We start from the raw sequence: 22,314 nt of genomic DNA on the forward strand, positions 1-22,314 counted from the left end.
CCTCCTGCCGGGACCGCTGGGGGACCCGGTGGTGTCTCGGTGCTCACAGGTACGGGTCGCGCGGGATCGGCTGGTGCTCGGTCGGCTGGTCGCCGGTGTCCCAGCCGGACCGCGCGGGCTGCGCGCCGTTCACGCCGAACGCCCCGGCCAGGGCGTACTCCGGGTCGACCGTGACCACGATCGTCAGGCCCTCGCCCACCTCGACCTCCTGGTCGATCTGCATCGCCAGGACCGAGCCGTAGGGGGTGCGCAGCCGCAGCCCGGCGCGCGAGCGGGTGAGTGTGTACGCCGTCGGTTCGCCGGGGGCGGCGACGTCGAGCCGGGGCACCGGACCCTGGGTGTCCACAGTGAACTGGAACTGCTTGGACCGGCGCGCCTCGGTGGGCAGGTAAGCGCGTCTCCCCTCGCGCACCGCTTGCACCCGGAGCGCTTGCACCTCTTGGGCGCGCCTGCGTGCGATCAGCCACAGCACCGCGATGAGGACAGCTATCCCGAGGGCAGTGAGGCTTATCAAGCGCAGCAGGGGAAACGGCTCGGGTGGCAGGGCCACCTGGACGGTGTACCGCTTCTCGTGCAACACGATCCCCGGGTCGGTGTCGTCCACGACGCGCACCACCCCCGTCGAGGTCCCGACCGGGGTGTCCGCGCCGAAGACCATCGGGAAGGTGAAGGTGCTGCTGCCCGGGTCGACCTCGCGCACCGCCTGGTCGGCGGGCACGGTCACCTGCGCGGGCCCGTCCGCTCGCACCTGTACGCGCACCCGGGCGCGTTTGCCCGAGGTGTTCGAGACCGACACCTTGGCGCCCCTGGACTCCCCGGGTGCGATCGGGTCGGTGACCACCGGCAGGCTCGTGGTGACCAGCAGCGTCGGCACCCCCGGGGAGACCCGGGCCGTCGCCACCGCGTCGGCGGCGCTGATGCCCAGGCCGGTCACCCGGCCGCGGAAGGTCACCTCGTCGCGCACGCCTGCCGGAATGGTCAGCTGACCGGTGTAGGTGCCGTCGGCCGCGCTGTCGGGCGCCTGGCCGTCGTCGCGCAGCGGGACCGGTTGGGTGGGCACCGAGCCGCCGCTCATCTCGGCGGTGAAGGTGAGGTCCCGCAACAACTCCGGCGTCGCCACCGGTTTGCCGCCGCGCAGGATGACCTGCACCGACAGCGTCACCTGCTGCCCCTGCGCCGGGGACGGCGGGTCGACCAGGATCGAGGTCTGCGCGGCGCCGAGCCAGGTGACCGCGGTGAGCACGTTCTGCGCGGGCACGTCCGCGGGCGAGGTGACCCGCACCTTCCACACCCCCGGTACCGGGTTGCCGATCCGCAGCACCTCGACCGCGCCGTTGTCGCCGCTGACCTGGAACTCGCCGCTCTCGGTCGTCCCGGCCTTGGGCGCCATCCGGCCGCCCGGGTCGGTGTAGTCCACCCGGATCCGGCCGTCGTGCTTGACCACGGTGATCGTCCCGTCGGTGGCGATCGCCGGGATGGTCACCGGCACCTCGATCACCCGGCCCGACCCCAGCTCGCTGCTGTCGATCGGGCCGAGGCCCGCGCACCGGGCCGCGCTGAACGAGCGCAGCAGCGCGGCGGCCACGTCGTTGGAGGAGGAGACCACCGTCGCCGACGGCTTGGGCACGGTCGGACCGCACGAGCCCTGGTAGCCGCCCGCGGCGAACGCCTCCAGCGCCGCCCGGTCGACGTTCCCGAAGCCCAGCGGCCACACCTGCACGCCCTTGTCCCGGGCGGTGACCAGCGTCTGCCGGATCACCTCGCGGGCGGCGTCGTTGCGCTGCGTGGCCGTCTTGCCCACGCCGTAGCGGGGGCTGTCACCGACGTCGAGCACGCCGTCGGTGAGCAGGAACACCAGCTTCGGACCCTCCTCGGGGGTACCGGTGCCCAGGTAGCTCAGCGCCTGCCGCAGGGCCTCGGCGTGGTCGGTGCTCGCGCCCTCGCCCGTGGTCCGCTTGCGCAGCCCGCGCACGCACTGGGCGAGCTGGTCGCGTTCGGCCGCCCCGGCGACGACCAGCGGCGGGCAGACCACGTCCACCGGTGACCGGCTGCCGGAGTCGCTGGCGAAACCGACCACCGAAACGGTCGACCTCGGCGAGAATTCACCCTGGGCGATCAGGCTCGCGGCGTCTTGCTCGCGCACCATGTCCGCGGCGCTGATACTGCCGGACTCGTCGACCAGAATGACGATCTGGGCGGGCCGGAGTTCGATGTCCGGAGTCTGTCCAATCGCTGTTGTCTTTGTCGCTGAATCGGCCACGGCGGTGACACCCGAATGGACCAGTAACGGGCCAGCGAATGACAGCGCGGTCAGCAGAATCGCGACACCGCGGGCAGTGGCTCTCGCCTTCACCTTGCCACTCAACGCATCCTCCACCCTGCCCGGACAGCTCGCCCGCTCGCTCTAACCCCGGTAGTCGACCGGAACGCGGCCACTGTTACCCGCTCGAGGCCGCTACCGCAAGCGTCCACTCAGGCGGCTGGTTTGTGTGCCCGCGGTCGGTCATGTGATGTCCAATCGTAACCGAAGATCGGGGCAACGATTATCGGGAAAGGGTCGATGCTGACGATATGGCAGGTTCTGACACCGCCGGCACGGATATCCGAGCAGTACTCGCGATCCGCGGCGGGACGCGATTTCTCACCGGTTCCGAGGACGGCTCGGTCCGGCTGTGGGCGAGCGAGACCCAGCACCCGCTCGACGCCGCCGACCTCGGTGCCCAGGGCGTGCTCGCGCTCGCCGCGGTCGAGGGTCCGGACGCCAGGGGGCAGGACGCCCGGGGGCAGGGCACAGTCGAGGTGTACGGCGCGGGCGCGTCCGGCCGGGTCTGGCGGTGGGCGCTGACCGGTGACCGCTTCGGCTCGCCGACCGAGCTCACCGACCTCGCCGCGGACAGCCCGGTGCGCGCCCTGGCGGCGACCCCCGAGTGGGTCGCGGCCGCGGGGGAGGACGGCAAGCTCCGGATCGTCTCCGCCGCGGGTGACCCGCGACCGGTCGGGAAGACCGGCTGCGAGGTGGTGCACGCCCTGGCGGTCGGGGCGGACCGGCGCTCGCTGCTCGTGGGCGGCAGCCGGAACGGCCGCGGGATCGCGCAGCTCTGGTCCGTCGGCCAGTCCCGGCCGACCCGCAAGGCGGAGCAGGAGATCCAGGGCTGTGCGGCGGTGCGCGCCGCGGCCGTGGTCGACGGCGACTCGGCGGTGGTCGGCGGGGACGGCGGGGTCCTCGTCCACTGGCTGCCCAGGGCCGGTGCGGTGCACCGGATGCCGCGCGAGCACGGCGGCACGGTGCACGCCGTCGCGCTGATCACCGCGGACTCCTTCATCTCCGGCGGCTCGGACGGCGCGCTGTTCAAGTGGTCCATCGCCGACCGGCGGGTGACCAAGTCGTTGACCACCCGGTTCCCGCACGGGGTGCTCGCCATCGCCGTCGTCGAGGCGGGGCCGGTCATCGTCGCGGGCGGCCGGGACACCGTGCTCGTGCTGCGCGACGACCGCCCGGTCGAGCAGGCGTTCGTCGGCCACACCGGCGCCGTCCGGGCGATCGCGGTGAACGACCGGGGCGACCTGATCGTCACCGGCAGCGCCGACCACACCGCCCGGGTGTGGAACGCCGCCGGTGAGCAGCGCAGCCTCTTCACCGGGCACACCGCCCCCGTCTCCGCGGTGGCGATCTGGCCGGACAACAGCCGCGTCGTCACCGGTGCCGAGGACGGCACCGTGCTGATCTGGGACCGGTACCAGACCGCGGTCCGGCACCGGCTCGACCACGGCGCCAAGGTGTGGGCCATCGCGGTGAGCCCGGACGGCAAGCACGTGCTCTCCGGCGGGAACGACGGCAAGGTGTCCCTGTGGCACGCCGACACCGGGAAGCGGATCGGCGAGCCGTGGTCGGGCCCGCACAAGGCGGTGTCCTCGATCGCGATCTCCGGCACCGGCGAGACCGCCGTGGTCGGCTCCGACGACGGGACCGTCGTCTGCTGGAACCTGCGCGAGCGCGACCGCGACGGCCCGGTCATCCGGGCGGTCCCCGACGGCCAGGTCCGCTCGGTGGCCATCGACCACGCGGGCGCGGTCGTGGCCGTCGGCGGCGAGGACGGCCGGGTCACGGTGTGGCGGGTGGCCGACGGCGGCGCGGTGGGCGCGCCGATCCGCACCGGGCACGGCGACGTGCACAAGGTGCTGTTCTCCCCGTCGGACGGCACCATCGTCTCCTGCGGCGCCAACGGGGTCATCGCCAGGTGGAACCCGCAGACCGGCAGGCGGGTCGGCCAGGCGCACTCGGACTTCGGCGGCGCGGTGGCGGCGATCGCGCTGATGCCCGGCGGCGGCCTGATCGTCGCGGGTGGCGACGGCGGCGAACTGCGGGTGCTCAGCACCACGCCCGACCACCCGCCGCGCACCATCCACAATGGACAGGTTCAGCCCGGGGCGGGCGCGGGCGCCCCGCACCCGGCACTGGTCAGCGACGAGGCCGCGCACGAGGACACCATCGGCAACGAGGCCGACGTGCGGGCGCTGGCCGAGCTGATCGCCGCCCGGCACACCAGGGCCCCGCTCTCGCTCGCCCTGCTGGGCGACTGGGGGTCGGGCAAGTCGAGCCTGGTGATCCAGGTCAAGAAGCGGGTGCACGACCTGGTCGGGAGCACGCCCGAGGAGGCGGCGGACTCGTTCTGGGTGCGCCGGGTGCGCCAGATCCGGTTCAACGCCTGGAACTACAGCGACGACCACCTGTGGGTCGGCCTGGCCGAGCAGCTCTGGCACGGCCTGGGGCAGGACCCCGCCGACGACCCCGACCTGCGCCTGCCCGCGCGGACCCCGGTGCCCGCGGCCAAGGTGCGCGCGCGCCGCCGGGCCGACCACCGCCACACCGTCGAGCTACGCGACAAGGTCGACGAGGAGCTGACCCAGGCGGACGCGGCGGGGCGGTCGCTGGTGCCGATCGTGGCCGAGACCCGGCGGGCCCGGCACCTGCTGCGCGGACTCGCCGCGCTGCGGGGCGAGTACTTCGACCGGGTCGTGAAGAGCCTGCGCGGGTTGCGGTTGCGCCTCGTTGGGACGGTCGCGTTGCTGTTCTGCCTCGCGGGCGCCGCGGCGCTTCTCGGCGCGCGGGCTTTCCCCGGTGTCGCGAGTGGACTGTGGGCTGCCGGGATCGGGGTAGTCGGCCCGATCGGGTCGGTCGTCGCGGTGTGGAACTGGGTGCGCACGCGCAACCAGAAGCTGACCGAGTCCTTGACCAAGGCCAAGGAGGCGCTGAGCTCCGACATCGATGCCAGGGCGGACGAGCTCAGCGCGGACGACCCGGTGTTCCGGTTGGACCAGGTGGTCGCCAAGCTGGTCGAGCCGGACCGCTACAAGCCCTACCGCGGCGTCCCCGGCCACGTGCACCAGGACCTGCGCCAGCTGGCCGACGCCCTGTACAAGATCAGCCGCGAGCGGGAGCCGGACGCCACCCCGGTGCTGGACCGGATCGTGCTCTACATCGACGACCTCGACCGCTGCGCGCCCAGCCGGGTGGTGGAGGTGCTGCACGCGGTCAACCTGCTGATGTCGGTGCCGCTGTTCGTGGTCGTGGTCGCGCTCGACCCGCCGCAGCTGTTCCGCGCCCTGCGCGAGCACCACCGCCGAACGGCGCGGACCAGCCGGGAGCACCGCGACCTGGCGCTGGGCCTGCTGGACAAGATCTTCACCCTCGGCTACGCGGTGCGCCCGGTGGGGAACCGGGCGGAGACCTACCTGCTCAGCCTGGTGGACGACATGGAGCTCGAGCCCGCCGCGGCCCGGACCGAGACCGCCCCGGCGGTGGGCGCGCCGGGCACCCCCGCCGAGCCCGCGGCCTCGCGCCCGGCGTCCGCCCGCCCGGTGCCCGCGGCACCCGCGCCCGTCGCGGCCGCTCGGTCGTGGCGCGTCCCGGACGTCGGCCTGCGGATCACCGAGCCCGAGGTCGCCCTGCTCACCGCGCTGTCCCCGCTGCTGTCCGGGCCCCGCGCCATCAAGCGGCTGATGAACGTCTACCGGCTGATCCTGGTCAGCGAGCACCACCGGCGCGGCGCGTTCCTGGCGGGCGACTACCAGGTCGCCGCGCTGCTCGCCGCCGGTCTGATCCGGGCGCCCGGCGACTACGGCGAGCTGGTGGCGGCCCTGCGCCCCGCCACCGAGTGCGACCACGAGAACGAACTGCACCACGACGTCCGTGACCTGTTCAAGGACCACGACGTCGGTGACGTGATCGAGGCCGCCTCGCCGGCCCCGCTGGCCGTGACCCTGTCCGAGTTCATCGGCGACCGCGGCGACATCCTGACCTGCGCGCACGCGTACCGGTCGTGGTCGGTGCGGATCGCCCGCTACGGCTTCGAATCCTACCGGCACTTCACGGACGCGTAGTGGAGACCCGTCGAGCGGCGATCCCGAGGGCGATGAGCAGCACGCCGTGCACGATCGCGTAGAAGCCGATCAGGAAGGCGATGGCGGCGATCCCGGCGCCCGGGCGGACCAGCACCAGGATGCCGAAGAGGACACCGAGCGCCCCGGACAGCACGACCAGCCAGGCGGCCTTGGTCTCCCGGACGGCCCGGACCCCGAAGACGAGTTGCCCGACGCCGGAGACGATGGCCCAGACGCCGGTGACCACGACCAGCGCCAGCACGGTGATCGCGGGCCAGACCAGGGCGAGCAGGCCGGTGACGATCAGGATGACGGCTTCCCAGACGTGCGGGGCCCGGGTGCCGGGCGCCGACCTCGTGGCGGCGATGGCGGCGACGACACCACCGGCGACGGCGTAGGCGCCGAAGACGATGGCGAGGGTGATGAGGGTCAGGCCGGGGAGGATGACGGCCAGGGCGCCGAAGACGAGGGAGAGGACGCCGCGGGTCAGGGTGAGCCACCAGGGGCCGGTGTAGACGATCATGGGTACCTCTCCTTCGGGTGTGGCTATGGTGGCTGGGGTTTGGCGTCTCTGCTGGGTTTGTCACTCTTTCTGGGGGTTTTCTCTGGGGCCTGCATCCCCTACGCCAAGTGTGACTACGGGCTGGATCCGTTTGTCAAGGCGGGAAAGATGCCTTGACAAACGGATCCAGCCCGTGTTTTGGCTGCGTATGGGATGCAGGGGGCGGGGTGGTCTTCGGGGTGGGGTGAGGCGCGCGGGCTGCGGTTGGTTGGGGGCTGCCGTGGGTTGGGACGTGCGGTGGGTTGAGCTGGGGTGGATTGGGGCTGGGGTGGGTGGGTTGGAGGGATTGGTGGGTGGTGGAGGGACTGGTGGGTGGGTGGACTGGGGTGAGTGGGTGGGTTGCGGCTGGGGTTGGGCTGGTGGCGAGGGGGCTCGGGTTGTGTGTGGACTGGCTCGTGTGGACACGATCAGGTGAGTAGTTCGGTGGCGATCAGGTCGAGCATGACCTCGGAGGGGCCTGCCGCCATGGTGGCGGCGCGGGACTCGGTGTGCGCCCTGGCGATGGGGGAGTCGGCCTGGTAGCCGTGGGAGCCGTGTAGTTGTAGGCACTTGTCGGCGACTCGGCAGGCCAGTTCGGTGGCGTAGAGCTTGGCCATGGAGCACTCGGCTACCGGGAGGTCGCCTCTGGACAGGCGCCAAGCGGCGTCGTAGGTGAGGGTTCGGGCGGCCGCCAGTTCGGTGGCCATGGAGGCCAGGGCGTGGCGGACCACCTGGCTGGTGGCCAGTGGGGTGCCGAAGACGGTGCGGGCGCGGGCGAAGTCCTGGGTGTCGGCGAGGCAGCGTTCGATGCCGCCCAGGGCCAGGGCCGCCGCGACGACTCGTTCGGTCTGCAGGCCGCGCATGAGTTGGTAGAAGCCGGTGTTGGGTTTGCCGAGTACGTTGTCCCTCGGTACTCGGACGTTGGTCAGGTGGATGTCCGCGGTGTCCGCGCAGTGCCAGCCGGGGAGTCGGATCGGTGTGGCTGAGAGTCCGGTGGTGGGTGCGTCCACGACCACCAGGGACAGCCCGGTCGGTCCTCGTTCCGCTTCGCCGGTGCGGGTGGCGACGACGAGGAAGTCGGCGGTGGTGCCGTTGGTGATCATTGTCTTGTGGCCGTCGAGCACCAGCCAGTCGCCGTCGGGGTGGGCTCTGGTGGTCAGGGCGGCCAGGTCGGAGCCCGCGCCCGGTTCGGTGATCGCCAGGGCGCCCACTGACTCGCCCCGGGTCGCCGTGGTCAGGCGTGGTGAGGTTCTTGGTAGGTAGTGGGTGGCCATGTAGGCGTGTACGGCCACTGCCGCGCGGAAGCCGCTGTAGCCGGTTCTTCCGAGTTCCTCGAGGAGTACGAGGGAGTGGAAGAGGTCGTGCTCGGTCGAGGTGGCCAGGCCGAGGAGACCTGCCGTGCCGAGCAGTCGCCAGCCCGATCGCGGGATGTGCCGGGCCCGCTCCCATTCCGGCAGCCGGGGCACGACCTCGGACTCCAGCAACGCCCGTACCCGCCGCCGGAACCGCTCGTGGTCGGGTCCCAGGTGGACAGAGCTCACCGCAGGCCCGCCTCGATGGCGGCGGCCAGGTCTTGGAAGCGGGTGGCCGTGAACACCGTGTCCGGGGCCACCACGTCCTCCCCCAACCGCGCCTCCAACCTCGACACCAGGCGGACCGCTGTGAGCGAGTTGCCGCCCAGGGCGAAGAAGTCCGCGTCCGGGTGGACGGCGTCCGGGCCGAAGAGGTCTGCCCAGATCTCGGCCAGGACCACGGTTCCGGTGGACACCGCGGCGGGTGCGGCGGCGGGGATGTCGGCCAGATCGCGCACCAGGACGACGCGGTCCACGGACAGGTCGGCCGCCAGTGCGCGGGTGGTCGGCCAAGCTACTGGCGCGCGCGGTGGCGCGGGTGTCCGGTGCACCGTCTTGCGGTGCCCGTAGACCGTGTGGCACGGGGTCCCGACCAGTCTCGGGTCGCGGTCGTGCGAGACAGTGAAACCCTTGCCTAGCAACAGGTCTACGATGACCGCGAGCCGTCCGTCCAGGTCGTGCACCTCCACGGCCACCTGGTCCACCAACGCCCAGGTCGCGGCGTCGATGCCTGCCAGCACGTCCCACTCGGCCTTCTCCACGTCGACCTTGAGCAGGTCGACCGCCGACAACCCGTGCCCGGCCAGCAGGTCCGGGACCGTGGTCACCGGGACCCGGCGGACCTCGGCGGCGAGGTGGTCGGCGGCCATCGCGGTAAGGTCCACATCGGACACATCCGGGTCGGTCGCCAGGTAGGCCCGCAGGACCTCGCGGTCGTCGATCGACGCGTGCCGCCCGGACATCACCGTGTTGCGCGGGTACACCGTGAACGCCGTCTCGCCCGCCGACCGTCCCACGGCCGACTCGACCACCGTCACGTCCACCCCGTGCAGCGCCGCGTTGACCGCCACCGCCGAGGCCGCCTCGGTGACCGGCTCCACCGCGATGACCCGTGCGCCGGACAGGCCCGCGAGCAGGCTGAACATCCCGATGTTCGCCCCGATGTCCACCACGACGGCGGCCGCGGGCAGCACGACCCCGTGCCGCAGGTAGGCGTTGCCCACCCAGACTTCCTTGTGCAGGAACTCCGTCTCGCTCCGGTTCACCCCGGCCACCAGGAGGTCCGGGGACGGCTCGTGCCAGGTCAGCCCGTCCGGCAGGTCCGTGGTCACCGCCCGGTGCAGCAGCGGTGCGGTGTCGGGGTTCGGCACGACGTAGGCCGTGCCCGCGCGCACCAGGACCGCCGCCACCGCCGGGTGTTCGGCGCTCATGAGCCGCCCCTGGTCTCGGCGATGAAGTCGGTGGCCAGGGCCAGCCGCCGCGCGTCGGCGTCGAAGGCCGCCAGGTGGTCGCCGTGCGGGAACTCGTGCAGCCGGGCGTGCGCGAGCCGGGCGGCCACGTGCCGCGACCCGTCCGGGTGGGCCGTGTCGTCCTCCGGGCTGGTGACCACGAGCGTCGGTTGGCTGACCGCCGCCAGCAGCGGTCCGCAGTCGGTGGTCATGATCGCCCCGTTCAGCCTGCCGTACCGGTAGAGCAGTTCCGCTGTCGCGTACGGGTAGTACAGGTGGTGGGCGATGTCCGGCCGCAGTGAGTCCACTGTGGATGCCCGGCGGAACACCCGGTGCAGCGCCTCGGCCCTGGCCCGCTCGCGCCCGGCCAGCACCAGCATCGACTGCATGTCCCGCTGGTGCTCGGTCTTCGCCGCCCCGGCCAGCTCGTAGTCGCCGTGCCACAGGCTCAGCGAGGCCACCCTGGGCGAGTGCGCCGCCGCGAGCGCGATCGCCGCGCCGCCGCACAGCCCGACGACGTGCACGCGCTCCAGCACGAACGCCTCCAGCACGGTGAGCAGGTCCGCCGCCTGGGTGGCCAGGTCGTGCCCGCGCGCGTCGAAGCCGTCCTCGTCGTCGAACAGGCCGCGGGTCTCCCAGGTGACCACCCGGTGCCCGGCGGCCAGGTGCGACACCCAGCGCGACACCAGACCGGCGGGCATCCCACAGGCTGAGACCACGGCCACCGCGGGCGCGCCGACCGGGCCCGCCACGTGCGCCCGCAGCGCCGCCCCGTCACCCCCGCGCACCACGACCGGCCCCGGGCCGCGCCGGGCGGCCGCGGCGGCCAGCTCGCCGGGTTGGAACGCGGTCGTCAACGGTGCCCGGGCGAGTCTTCGGGTGATCACCACCTCGGCCGCGCTGAACCCCGCGGTGGAGTCCACCACCAGCACCGCGGGCACGCCGAGCAGCGCGGTCGCCTCGGCCAGGGCAGGCCGGGCGCGCCGGTCGAGTGCCGCCCGCTGCGCCGCGCCCAGGGCGGTCAGCAGCGGGGCGACGTCCGCCACCGCGGCGCACACCTCGTCAGCGGCCTCGCTCACGGGCGTCGGGCCGGGAACGGGTGGCCCAGCGTGGTCTCCCGGGCGATCCGGTTGTGCCCGAACTCGTCCGCGCCGCTGACCAGCACCGAGCCGTAGCGGTCCAGGCTGACCGTGCCGCCGTACTCCTCGATCCGGTCGGTGTCGGGGTACACCCGCACCGAGGTCGGCACGTACCGGCCGGCGAACCCGAGCCGCATCTGCTTGGTCAGGCCCGCGTGCGGGTGCGAGGCGTGCATGAGCGTGGACCAGAAGACGATGAACTGCCCGGCCTCCATCTCCATCGACCGCGCCCGCGACTCGTCGGGCCGCCAGTCCGGGTCGATCTGCAGCTCGCGGTAGTCGTAGCCGAAGAACCCGCGCCGCACGCCCTGCTTCTCGAGGTCGCGGGCGTTGTCCGGGTCGTAGTGCATCCGCTTGGTCTCGTCGTAGAACATCGTCCGGTGCGTGCCGGGGATGAACTGCAGGCAGCCGGTGTCGACCTTGGCGTCGGTGAACGCGGCCCACACGGTGATCGTGCCGCCGAAGTCCGAACCGCCCGGCCAGGCGATCTGCGGGGTGCCCGAGGCGTTGGCGAAGGTGTCCGCCTGGTGCCAGTCGGTGCCCTCGTCACCGGGGTACTTGGGGAAGAACTCGGTCCGCCAGCAGAGCACGTCCGGGCCCAGGATGGAGGCGACCCGGTCGACGATCTGCGGCGCGCAGACGTGCTCGGCGAGGAAGGCGTTGTCCAGGTGCCGGTCGTAGTTGGCGATGTTGGTCGCCGCTGACTTCGCCGCCACGTCCTCGTAGACGGCCGCGCCGCGGTCGAGCAGCCGCACCCGCTCGCGCCGCCACAGCCGGGTCATGTCCTCGCGGTCGTAGAGGGTGAACGGCCCGGCGAAACCCTGGCGGTGGAAGTCGGCCAACTCCTCGGGGGAGAGGGAGTAGGTGCTCATGTCAGCCTTTCGCCGTGGGTGCGGGGGTGCTCGCGCGGTCGAGCTCGGTGGCCAGCGACTCGACGGTGATGCCGTCGACCAGCGCGGCCAGGTCGAGCTCGACCCGGAAGCGGGTGTTGACCCGGTCGACCATCCGCAGCAGGGTCAGCGAGGTGCCGCCGAGGTCGAAGAAGTCCTGGTCCGGGCCGAAGCCGTGCTCGTCGAGCACCTCGGCCCAGATGTCCGCCACCGCCGACTGGGTGGCGCTGAGCCCGTCGTGGGCACCGGCGGCGCGGGTCCGCCGGTCCAGCTTTCCGTTGCGGGTCAACGGGAGTGCCTCGACCGGCAGGTACCTCGACGGCCGCAGGTGCCGGGGGAGCGTGGCGTTCACCCGCGCGGTGACCTCCAGCCGCAGGCGTTCCCACCACCCCGCGTCGGCGGCCGTGCCCGGTGGTGGCACGACGTAGGCGACCAGCCGGACGTCGCCGTCGCCGTGGTCGGCGGTGGTCACCAGGCAGGAGTCCACCTCGGGGTGCGCGGTCAGCACCGCCTCCACCTCGCGCGGTTCGACCCGGAAGCCCCGCACCTTGAGCTGGGCGTCGGCGCGGCCCAGGTAGTGGTACTCGCCGTTCGCGCGGCGCACCAGGTCGCCGGTCCGGTAGGCGCGCTGACCGTCGGGCAGCGCGGTGAAGCGCTCGGCGGTCAGGTCCGGCCGGTTGAGGTAGTCGCGCGCGACACCCGGCCCGGTGATGTAGAGCTCGCCCTCGTCGGCGGAGACGCCGTCGGGGTCCAGGATGTGGAAACCCAGGTCTGGCAGCGGGTTCCCGATCGGGCTGACCCCGGGGGCATCGAGGTCAGCCCGGGCCATCGGGCGGTGGGTGGCGTGCACGGTCACCTCGGTGATGCCGAACATGTTGACCACCAACGGCTCCCGGTCGCCGTGCCGGTCGAACCAGGGCGCCAGCAGCCCGACGTCGAGGCGCTCGCCGCCGAGCACCACGAAGCGCAGCGCGGGCAGCGGCCGGTCGTCGACCGCGGTGAACTGCCGGAACGCCGACGGCGTCTGGCTCAGGATCGTCACCCCCTGCTCGGCCACCAGCGCGTGGAACCGGGCGGGCGCGCGGGAAACCGCGTGCGGGACCAGGACGAGCCTGCCGCCGTGCAGCAGCGCGCCCCAGATCTCCCACACCGAGAAGTCGAACGACGCGGAGTGGAACATGGTCCAGACGTCGTCGGCGGTGAAGCCGAACCACCGGTCGGTCTGCTCGAACAGGCGCACCACCTGCCGGTGCTCCACCCGCACGCCCTTGGGCACCCCGGTGCTGCCCGAGGTGTGGATGACGTAGGCCAGGTCGGTCTCCTGGACCGGCCGCGCGAGCGGGGTGTCCGGCACCGGCTCGAGCGCGTCGACCAGCAGCGCGGGGTGCGCCAGCAGGCCCGCGGTCGCGGTGGTCGCCAGCGCGACCGGCGCGCCGGAGTCGTTGACCAGCAGGTGGATCCGGTCGGTCGGCGCGGCCGGGTCGACCGGCAGGTAGGCGCCGCCCGCCTTGAGGATCCCGAGCAGGCCGACCACCAGGTCCAGCCCGGTGTCGGCGACCAGCGGCACCGCCACGTCCGGTCCGACGCCCGCGTGCCGCAGCGCCGCGGCGACCAGGTCCGCCCTGGCGTGCAGCTCGCGGTGGGTGAGCTCGCCGTCCGGCGCGCTCACCGCGATCCGGTCCGGGTGCGCGCGGGCGCTCGCCTCGGCCAGGCCGGGCAGCGTTCGCCCGGGTGGACCTGCTTGGCGCGCAACGGTTTCACGCGGCAGTGGCACTGGCTCCTCCAGCGGTGGGCACGGCGGGGCGGCCGTGCGGCGGACACGGCTCGGGGGTGTTCGGGAAACCGGGCGGGAGGAGAATCCCTGGCCGCCCAGGGGATTCCGGCGGCGTCGTTCCATGGTGCAATTGGGGTAGCTCTGCGTCAACCGCTGATCGCACTACGCTTCTGGGCACGGTGTCGCGCCGAGGGGTGAGAGGAGTCGAGGACCCATGGTCGACGAGTCGGGGGAGCGAGTCGCCTTTAAGGCCAACCAAAGGTGGTTGTCAGACCCGTTCGGGGGTACCGGATCGCCACGCACGGTGCTGGTAGTGCCCAGTGTTTCCCTCGACAGTGCGGGGCTGGTCAAGATCCCCGGCGTCAACCACTACGAGGAGCGGTTGCTGTTCCTGCTCCAGCTACTCCGCCGCCCACGGACTGAGATCACCTACATCACCAGCGAGGCGATCGCGCCCGAGGTGGTCGACTACGCCTTCGACCTGGTGCCGTCGCTGCCCCGCGCGCACGCCCGCGGCAGGCTCACCCTGCTCGACTGCGCCAGCCGCGAGCCGATCCCGCTCAGCGCCAAGGTGCTGCGCAGGCCGGACCTGCTCGCCCGGCTGCGCGCCGCGGTGCACGACCCGGCCGACGCGGTGCTGGTCACCTACAACTCGACACCGGTCGAGCGCGAGCTCGCCGTCGCGCTGGGCGTGCCGCTCTTCGCCGCCGACCCCGACCTGGCGCCGCTGGGCTCCAAGACCGGTTCGCGCGAGCTGTTCACCGGCGCGGGCGTGCCGGTGGTGGAGGGCCTCGACGGCCTGCGCGACACCGCCGACGTGGTGGCCGCGCTGGCCGAGCTGCGCGGCCGCGACGCGGCGATGGGCACCGCGATGGTGAAGCTCAACGACAGCTTCGGCGCGGGTGGCAACGTGCTGTTCTCCTTCGCGGGCGCACCCTCGACCGGCCTGGCCGACTGGGTGCGCCGGGAGCTCCCGCGCCGGGCGGTGTTCGCCTCGCCGCCGGACACCTGGGAGGACTACCGGGCCAAGCTCGACAGCATGGGCGGGGTGGTCGAGCGGTTCGTCGAGGGGGAGGAGACGGCGTCGCCCTCGGCGCAGGTGATGCTCAGCCCCGACGGCGGCGTGCGGCTGCTCACCACCCACGACCAGGTCCTCGGCGGCGCGGAGAAGCAGATCTTCGTCGGCTGCACGTTCCCGGCGCGCGCGGAGTACCGGATGCAGGTGCAGGAGCTGGCCCTGCGCGCGGGCCGGGCGCTGGCGGCGCGGTCGGTGGTCGGCGTCTGCAGCATCGACTTCGTCTCGGTGCGCACCGGCGGCCAGTGGCACCACCACGGGCTGGAGGTCAACCTGCGGATGGGTGGTGGCACCACGCCGTACTTCCTGCTGCACAGCCTGGTGGAGGGCGACTACGACCCGACGACGGCCCAGTACCGGGCCCCGGACGGCACCCCGGTCGCCTTCTACGCCACCGACCGGCTCTACCAGGACGCGTACCGGGCGCTGGCCCCGGCCGACGTGATCGCGCTGCTGGTGGACGAGGGGTTGCAGTACCGGGTCAGGGACCGGGTCGGGGTGGCCGCGTACATGTTGGGAGCGTTGGAGATCGGTCGCTTCGGGGTGGTCGTGATCGGCCCGGACACCACCTCCGCGCTCGCCGACTACCGGCGGCTGGTGTCCGTTGTGGATGAATGGGCGGCGAGCCGGGCAGCCCGGGTCTAACGGTCCTGTGTAGACGGACAAGCGGGCGTGGACCGATTCGGCCCACGCCCGCCGCGGTGTGTGATCAGATCGAGGTGACCACGAGGGTCGAGGTGTAGCCGGCACCGTTGGTCAGTCCGGGGTTGGCCAGGCAGCTGAGCGCGTTGCCCACGACGGTCGCCTCGAAGACGAACGTGTCACCGGCGAACTTCCCGGCGACCACGTTGCCGGTGTAGAGCACGGCCGACACCCCCGCGAGCAGGGTGGTCGACCTGGTGCCCAGCAGCGTGCTCGTCTGGCCGTTGTTCCAGTTGATGGTCTGGGTGTGGCCGACGCTGGTCACCAGCGGTGCCGTACAGGCCAGGGACGCGATCAGCGCGGTCGTGGTGATGGCGGACTCGAGGGTCGGGTCCGAGAGCGACTGGCAGGTGCCGAAGGTGGTCAGCTCACCGACCAGCGTCGTGCGTTGGGTGGCCAGCAGGAGGCCGGGGTTGTAGACGGCACCGGTCGTGCCGATCGTGCACGCGGCGTCGACCGGCGCGGCACTCGCGGACGGTGCGGAGAGGACGAGGAAGGTGGACAGCAGCGCCGTGAGCACGGCAAGGCGGAGTCTCATGCCCCACACTTAGCGCCGGCCGACCGTCCGACGGCAATCGTAGTCGCTCATTCGCCGCCCCCAATCATCCTGCGGTGGCGAATAATGGTACCGATCGAATGGGAAGGGCGCCCGCCGTCGGCTGTTCGAGTGCGACGGGTGGGCGAAACGGGCGGACCAATTTCCGCTGCGCCGCACCGGTGAACGGCGGCTACCCGGTCGGCCCCCGACAGTCCGGCAAAGACCCCGACCAATGTCGACATTCCACACTGCCGAGGCGCCTCGTTCGAGTGATTATCGTGACCCCGCACACTCTCGGTCGACCAAACCCCGATGATCCACAATGGACGACGGCGACCCACCCGCGTGACCCACACCGCCCCGAACCGGGTGTGAGAAGGCCCCAGCCCGGGTATCCGGCCGAGGCTGCCTCGGAAAGGACCCCCGATGACCCTGGCCACGCCAGTCCGCCTCCCCGCCGCCCGCGGCGAACTCTCAGCGGCCGTGTGCAACGCGCTCAGCGGGTCGACGGGAGCCTTACCCGTCACCGAGGCCGCCCGCGCGGACCCACACGGCGAAGACCTGACGCTCGCGCTCCACCTGCTCTACGAGCTGCACTACCAGGGCTTCCCCGGCGCCGACGACCTGGAGTGGGACCTGGGACTCCTCGGCCTCCGCGCCGCCATGGAACAGCGTTTCCTCGACGCGGTCCGCACCGAGACAGGACACGGCACCGACATCGGCGCCGTCCTGGACGAGCTACTGATCGAGTACGTACCCGGTGACGGTGTGTCACATTACCTACGCGACCACGGCCACTGGGACCAGATGTGCGAATACTTCGTGCACCGCTCCATCTACCACCTCAAGGAAGCCGACCCCCACGCCTGGGTCATCCCCAGACTGCGCGGCAGGTCCAAAGCCGCACTGGTGGCGGTCGAGTTCGACGAGTTCGGCGGTGGACACCCGGAACGAATGCACGCCAAGCTCTACGCCAACCTCCTGGACGAGGCAGGTCTGCGCAGTGACTACCTGCACTACCTGGACATCGTCCCGGCACCGGCAATAGCCTTGGTGAACCTGATGTCACTGTTCGGCCTACACCGCTCACTACGAGGCGCACTGGTCGGCAACCTGACCGCAGCCGAGATCACCACGGCACCGAGCGCCCGACGAATGGTCACCGCACTGAAGCGAATGGGAGCGGGAGCAGCGTGCCAGCACTTCTACGCGGAGCACATCGAAGCGGACTCGGTGCACGAACAGGTCATGCGGATAGACGTGGTCGGTGGACTACTGGAAGATGAGCCGGAACTGGTCGGCGATGTCGTATTCGGAGTACAGGCCACGGAGATGCTGGAAGCCCGCCTGACAACCCACCTCCTGACCAACTGGCGCAACGGCCAATCCTCCCTCCGAGAGCCCCTGACCTAACCCGCGAGCAGGCGCCAAGCAAGCCCTTCAACCCCTCATCTCTCATCTTTCATCTCTAAATCTTTAGTCTCGAAATCTCTAAATGCCGAGCCCGCTGGAACGCAAGACCCGTTACGTTTGTGCTCGATTGGGTGGACTGCCTTCGTGTGGGGGGAGAGCACCGCTAAACTTGCCGTGTGTGGGGATGCCCTTCACCCCACGCTTTTCCCCACCGCGGTGCTCTAGGGGCCCCGCGCGAAGGCAGTCCAGCCAATCGAGCCCCGCTCTTACTCGGGCAGCTCGTGGGGTGTGCCGCACGCCGACCTACGGTCGACCGTCTTCGGCGGGTCATCGCTTGGGTTGCCCGAGGAAAAGACGGGGGGCTCGATCTAGTGAACTCGCTTCGTGTGGGGCCCCTAGAGCACCGCGGTGGAGAGAAAAGGGCAGGGTAAGGGCATCCCCACCCACGGCAAGTTTAGCGGCACTCTCCCCCCACACGAAGCAAGTCCACCAGATCGAGCATCCGTAACGGGACTTGCGTACCAGCGAGGTCGGCCTCACCGCTGCGGTTTGCTGGGGAACGGAACTTGCGTGCCAGCGGGGTCGGCCTCGCCGCTGCGGTTTGCTGGGGGACTGGGCTCTTCTGCGTGCTGGTGGGGTTGGGATCTTGTGGCGTGACAGCGTGGTTGGCCTCACCGCTGCGGTTTGGTGGTGGGAGGAGGCGGCCTTGCCGGTGCGGTTGGATGGTTGGCCGGGTGGGTGAGGGGGCATGGAAAGGACGTGCCGCCCACTACCTTGGGCGACACGTCCTATTCCAGGTTCTCGCTTGCTGTCAGGCTTCGCGCTTTCGTTGTCTGTGTCCGCCGTCGCACAGCGGATAGATCTTGCTTCGCCTGCAAGCACAGATCGCTGTCACGAATCGTTCTGATCGCACGGTCGTGCCATCGGCGCCGGTGACTTCCACCGGGCCCTCTACCAGGACCGGTCCGTCGTCAGTCACGCGGATGTTCGTCATGGTTCCCGGGTACCACGCCTGGAGTCGTTGAAACTCATCGAAACTCAGGGGAACAGTGGACCGTCTGCCGCGCATCGTTGGCCACGGGCTGGGAGTTTCAGGTCGACCAGGTACTTCTCGTACACCCGTTGTGCGCAGGTGACCCCGATCGCGCCGTGTGACCAGACGTCCACTTCCAGCAGGCGGGAGTTGGGCATCAGGTCGTGCAGTGCGTAGGCGCCGCTGATCGGGGTGGACGGGTCGTGGACCGGGTTGGCGATGAGCAGCGGTGCCGAGGTTCGCACGTTCCACGGTCCCCGGAATGCGTCTCGTGCTGAGCCGGGCCAGTTCTGGCAGGTGGAGGTCAGCCAGCTCCACAGTGATCCGAACCCGGGACCGGTGCGGTCCGCGTAGGCCGCCGAGCGGACGCCTGCGCCTCGGTCGGTCGGGTTCACGCTGTCCGCGCAGGCGACGCCGTGGAAGGACGGGGTCATCGGTTCGGCGCCGAGGGTGGGGGCGCCGGGCTTGACCTTGAGGTCGTGCCAGCCGACGCTCGTGGCCCGCTTGGCGGTGGTGTTGAACAGTGCCTGGTAGGTGGACTCAAGGACCTGCATCAGTTGCGGGTACACCTCGAAGATCGTCAGCGCTGAGTGCGTGACGCCTACCGCGTACTGGTAGGTGATCGGGCCCTCGGGTGTCTCCAGTGGTTCGCGCTTGAGCCGTTCGATCACGGCGTCGTACTTCTGTTGTGCGGTCTTGCCCGGCGAGCCGGCGAATGCGCAACGTGCCGTGCCTGCTCGGTCGCATTCGGTGAGAGCAGACTGCAGTGTCTCCCAAGCGCCTGCACCGCTGTTGATGCGGGCGCTCAGGAGGTACCGGCTGTCGTTGCCGCGTCCGGTGGTCCATTGGACCGGGTCGATGACGCCGTCGACGATGAGGGCGCGGATCTTGTCCGGGTACATCGCGGCGTAGGTCGCGCCGAGCATCGAACCGTAGGAGATGCCGTAGTAGGTGAGCTTGCGGTCGCCTACCGCGCGGCGCATGAGGTCCATGTCCCGTGCGGTGTCGGCGGTGGACATGTGGTTGATGATCTCGTTGCCCGTGCGGGCGCACAGACCGCGCACGTAGTCGCCATAGGTCAGCCACGCTCGGATCTCGTCGCGGGACACCGGGAACAAGATCTCCGGCGCCGCCGGGCCCGGCGGGTCGCCCGGGCGCGGGGTGCAGGTGACCGGCGTGCTGCCGCAGCCCTCGGTGACGCAGTTGCGCGTGCCGCCGATGCCCCGGGGGTCGATGCCGACGACGTCGAACCGCGTTCGCGTGCCCGCGCCCAGCACCTCGGCCGCGGTGGGCACGAAGTCGGCGGCCGAGCCGCCGGGGCCGCCGTTGTTGATGAACAGCGTGCCGGTCTTGTGCCGCTGGTCGTCCGCCGGTCGCTTGACCAGCCGCACGGTGATCTTGCGGCCCCGCGGGCGGGTGTAGTCGAGGGGCACCTGGACCCCGGCGCACTGCAGGGCGGTGTCGTCGGGACACTGCCGCCAGTCGATCCTCGGCACCCCGTCCGGTGCCGTCGCCGCCGCGGGTACCGCCCCGGCGACGATCGCGGCCACGGCACCGATGGTGACCGCGGCTGTCATTGGTCTCATGGAGATCCCCTCTGTCGTGGGTATCTCCACTAGAACGTTGATCGGCGTCGGCGGCACTCATGCTCTGGGTTATAAGTTCATCATCCTGTAGGGGCATTGTGCGGACAGCTGACTCGGGGCCGGAGGATCATGGATCGCCCAGGTGGACCGGACTTCGCCGACCGCGTCGCCGAGGTGCTGCACGCGCTGCCCGGCGTCGAGGCGGTGGCGCTGGGCGGGTCGCGGGCGCTGGGCACCCACCGACCGGACAGCGACTGGGACTTCGCCGTCTACTACCGGACCGGCTTCGACCCGGCGTCGCTGCGCGCGACCGGCTGGCCCGGCGAGGTCTCCGACCTGGGCGCCTGGGGCGGCGGCGTGTTCAACGGCGGCGCCTGGCTGCGGGTCGAGGGGCACCGCGTCGACGTGCACTACCGCGACCTCGCCGTGGTGGAGCACGAGCTGGCCGAGTCGGCGCTGGGCCGGTACCGGGTGGAGCCGCTGCTGTTCCACCTCGCCGGGATCCCGTCGTACCTGGTGGTGGCCGAACTGGCGATCAACCGGGTGCTGCGCGGGTCCCTACCCCGCCCGGGGTACCCGCCCACCCTGCGCGCGTCGGCGTCGCGCCAGTGGTGGGAGACGGCACAGCTGGTGCTGGGTTACGCCCGGGACTCCCACGCCCCGCACGGCCGCGCGGCCCAGTGCCACGCCTTGCTGACCCAGGCGACCACCCAGACCGCGCACGCCGTCCTGGCCGCACGCGGCGAGTGGGTGACGAACGAGAAGGGCCTGCTGTCCCGCGCGGGTCTCGACGAGATCGACAACATCCTCGCCACCGCCCCGTCCCCGGTCGCGGCGGCGGACGCGGTCCACGCCCTGTGCGCCACGGCCATGGCCCGGGTGTGACCGGTCGGATCGGCCGCGACCTCGCGGCGCACAATGGCCGGGTGCCAACCAACTGCCCGTGCGGAACGGGCCTGCCCTACCCCGAGTGCTGCGGCCGGGCCCACACCGGCTCGCCCGCCGCCACCGCCGAGGCGCTGATGCGGTCGCGGTACAGCGCGTTCGCCCTCGGCGACCGCGACTACCTGCTGCGGTCCTGGCACCCGGACACGCGTCCGCGCACCCTCCAGCTCGACCGCGACCAGCAGTGGGTTCAGCTGGAGATCGTGCGGACCACCGGCGGCACCCTCCTGCACACCGAGGGCACAGTGGAGTTCCGCGCCCACTACCGCGCCCACGGGCACGCAGGTTTCCAACACGAGCACAGCCACTTCACCAAGCACAACGGCCACTGGCACTACGTCGGCGAAGTACCAGCCTGACCACCGCGCTCCTGCTGCCCGCGGCACACCCGAGACCGAACCAAGATCGTGACGACAGCGGCAGGTATGCGTGTCTCCGGACCCACCGCGCACGTCGGGTCCTTGGCGGCGCCCTCGCACTGGTAGTCACCCAAGCGCGGAACCAGGTCACCTGGCCCTCCGGCAGCCCGCACAGAACCACCGGCAGCTCGGTGCGCCTGCGGTCGGATTCGGACTCGCCGCCGGCGGAAGGTCTCGGTCGCCGACACCCGCGAGGTCGGCGGCGAGGTGGTCGGCGAAGTACTCGGCCCGCTGACCGGCCTGGCCGAGCAGCCGGGTCCTGCGCGAGCAGCAGGCCCAGCACCGGCAGCACGAACGGCGCCCGGGCCAGCGCCGAGCCACCGACCGGGCACCAGGTCCCAGTCTTTCCCGAGCCCCGGCCGATTGCTCGACGTCGTCCCGCATCACGTCAGTTAGTGGTGGGCCCGGGAGCGATCGCTCCCGGGCCCACCGCCACGCTCACTCCACCGGCATCTGCTCCCGCCGGACCCGCTGCAGGTCGGCCACCTCCTCCGGGGTCATCGCCGCGAGCGCCTCCGCCCGTTTGCGCGACAGCTCCGCCAGCTGCTGCGGCGTCAGCGTCGCCATCGCCTCCGCCCGCGCGGCGGCGAGCCGGGTCACCTGGTCCGGTGTCAGTCGTTGCGTCATGGTCGTCATCTCCTCGATCAGCTCGACGAACTCCTCCGCGGACGGCGTGGCCCGGTCGGCCAGCGCGGTGTGCAGGCGCAGCAGCCGCAGGTGCAGGGCGCGCGCCGCGCGGATGCGTTCCTCGGCGACCGCCAGCTGCCTGCGGACCAGTTCCACCGGGTCGGTGGGCTGGTCCAGGGCGGCGCCGATCTCGGCCAGGCTCAGCCCGAACTCGCGCAGCGCCAGGATGTGGTGCAGCCTGCGCACGTCCGCCCCGGTGTAGCCGCGGTGCCCGCCCGCCGTCCGCGCGGACGGCACGAGCAGGCCCAACCGGTCGTAGTAGTGCAGAGCGCGCACCGTCACGCCGGTCCGGCGGGCCAGCTCGCCCACTCGCCACTCGGTCATCCGTGCCTCCCGTCGTCCACAACCGACGGTAGATCCTGACGCGGGGTCGGGTTCAAGCCTTTTCCGC

16 protein-coding genes are annotated in these 22,314 nt (G+C 71.6%); 5 read left to right on the forward strand and 11 right to left on the reverse strand.

Annotated elements, in window-relative coordinates; translation table 11 throughout:
• Positions 1–43 precede the first annotated feature (43 nt).
• A complete protein-coding gene (locus QSK30_RS13300; protein ID WP_285502690.1) occupies positions 44–2,260 on the reverse strand; it encodes a VWA domain-containing protein in 2,217 nt (738 codons plus the stop codon).
• Between the two features lie 311 nt (positions 2,261–2,571).
• Here QSK30_RS13300 and QSK30_RS13305 point away from each other — a divergent pair, with 311 nt between their 5' ends.
• Positions 2,572–6,381, forward strand: coding sequence for a P-loop NTPase fold protein (locus QSK30_RS13305; protein ID WP_285502692.1), 3,810 nt, complete (start codon positions 2,572–2,574; stop codon positions 6,379–6,381).
• Here the strand turns inward: QSK30_RS13305 and QSK30_RS13310 are convergent.
• From QSK30_RS13310 to QSK30_RS13335, 6 genes are all read right to left on the reverse strand, one after another.
• A complete protein-coding gene (locus tag QSK30_RS13310; protein ID WP_285502694.1) occupies positions 6,368–6,904 on the reverse strand; it encodes an HdeD family acid-resistance protein in 537 nt (178 codons plus the stop codon). The genes QSK30_RS13305 and QSK30_RS13310 overlap by 14 nt on opposite strands.
• Before the next feature lie 446 nt (positions 6,905–7,350).
• Positions 7,351–8,463, reverse strand: coding sequence for an acyl-CoA dehydrogenase family protein (locus tag QSK30_RS13315; RefSeq protein WP_285502695.1), 1,113 nt, complete (start codon positions 8,461–8,463; stop codon positions 7,351–7,353).
• Entirely contained in the window at positions 8,460–9,704 is a 1,245-nt protein-coding gene (locus QSK30_RS13320; RefSeq protein ID WP_285502696.1) for an FkbM family methyltransferase, read from the reverse strand. The genes QSK30_RS13315 and QSK30_RS13320 overlap by 4 nt, the downstream gene beginning before the upstream one ends.
• Positions 9,701–10,801, reverse strand: coding sequence for an alpha/beta fold hydrolase (locus tag QSK30_RS13325; RefSeq protein ID WP_285502698.1), 1,101 nt, complete (start codon positions 10,799–10,801; stop codon positions 9,701–9,703). Before QSK30_RS13325 ends, QSK30_RS13320 begins: the two co-directional genes overlap by 4 nt.
• On the reverse strand, positions 10,798–11,733 hold the full coding sequence (locus QSK30_RS13330) for a chlorinating enzyme (RefSeq protein WP_285502700.1): 936 nt from the start codon (positions 11,731–11,733) through the stop codon (positions 10,798–10,800). Before QSK30_RS13330 ends, QSK30_RS13325 begins: the two co-directional genes overlap by 4 nt.
• A 1-nt stretch (position 11,734) precedes the next feature.
• The gene (locus QSK30_RS13335; RefSeq protein WP_285502702.1) at positions 11,735–13,525 is read right to left on the reverse strand and encodes an amino acid adenylation domain-containing protein; all 1,791 of its coding nucleotides are present in this window, start codon (positions 13,523–13,525) and stop codon (positions 11,735–11,737) included.
• 313 nt (positions 13,526–13,838) lie between these two features.
• Between QSK30_RS13335 and QSK30_RS13340 the strand changes: the two genes are divergently transcribed.
• The gene (locus tag QSK30_RS13340) at positions 13,839–15,245 is read left to right on the forward strand and encodes a hypothetical protein (RefSeq protein ID WP_285502704.1); all 1,407 of its coding nucleotides are present in this window, start codon (positions 13,839–13,841) and stop codon (positions 15,243–15,245) included.
• Positions 15,246–15,309: 64 nt separating this feature from the next.
• On the opposite strand, the gene QSK30_RS13345 is transcribed toward QSK30_RS13340, so the two are convergent.
• Positions 15,310–15,840, reverse strand: coding sequence for a hypothetical protein (locus QSK30_RS13345; protein ID WP_285502706.1), 531 nt, complete (start codon positions 15,838–15,840; stop codon positions 15,310–15,312).
• 426 nt (positions 15,841–16,266) lie between these two features.
• On the opposite strand from QSK30_RS13345, the gene QSK30_RS13350 reads away from it, so the two are divergent.
• The gene (locus QSK30_RS13350) at positions 16,267–17,253 is read left to right on the forward strand and encodes an iron-containing redox enzyme family protein (protein ID WP_285502707.1); all 987 of its coding nucleotides are present in this window, start codon (positions 16,267–16,269) and stop codon (positions 17,251–17,253) included.
• Positions 17,254–18,064: 811 nt separating this feature from the next.
• On the opposite strand, the gene QSK30_RS13355 is transcribed toward QSK30_RS13350, so the two are convergent.
• Both QSK30_RS13355 and QSK30_RS13360 read right to left on the reverse strand, forming a co-directional pair.
• Positions 18,065–18,322, reverse strand: a complete 258-nt coding sequence (locus QSK30_RS13355; RefSeq protein ID WP_502871834.1) for a CDGSH iron-sulfur domain-containing protein — start codon at positions 18,320–18,322, stop codon at positions 18,065–18,067.
• The gene (locus tag QSK30_RS13360) at positions 18,292–19,872 is read right to left on the reverse strand and encodes an alpha/beta fold hydrolase (RefSeq protein ID WP_285502711.1); all 1,581 of its coding nucleotides are present in this window, start codon (positions 19,870–19,872) and stop codon (positions 18,292–18,294) included. Before QSK30_RS13360 ends, QSK30_RS13355 begins: the two co-directional genes overlap by 31 nt.
• A 129-nt stretch (positions 19,873–20,001) precedes the next feature.
• On the opposite strand from QSK30_RS13360, the gene QSK30_RS13365 reads away from it, so the two are divergent.
• On the forward strand, positions 20,002–20,757 hold the full coding sequence (locus QSK30_RS13365) for a nucleotidyltransferase domain-containing protein (protein ID WP_285502713.1): 756 nt from the start codon (positions 20,002–20,004) through the stop codon (positions 20,755–20,757).
• 41 nt (positions 20,758–20,798) lie between these two features.
• Positions 20,799–21,176: a YchJ family protein gene (locus tag QSK30_RS13370; RefSeq protein ID WP_285502715.1), complete on the forward strand. Its 378-nt coding sequence runs from the start codon at positions 20,799–20,801 to the stop codon at positions 21,174–21,176.
• A 498-nt stretch (positions 21,177–21,674) separates the two neighbouring features.
• Here the strand turns inward: QSK30_RS13370 and QSK30_RS13375 are convergent, their stop codons facing one another.
• Positions 21,675–22,247, reverse strand: coding sequence for a MerR family transcriptional regulator (locus tag QSK30_RS13375; RefSeq protein WP_285502716.1), 573 nt, complete (start codon positions 22,245–22,247; stop codon positions 21,675–21,677).
• Positions 22,248–22,314: the final 67 nt, after the last annotated feature.

The organism is Actinokineospora sp. NBRC 105648, from assembly GCF_030269645.1.
Lineage (GTDB): Bacteria > Actinomycetota > Actinomycetes > Mycobacteriales > Pseudonocardiaceae > Actinokineospora.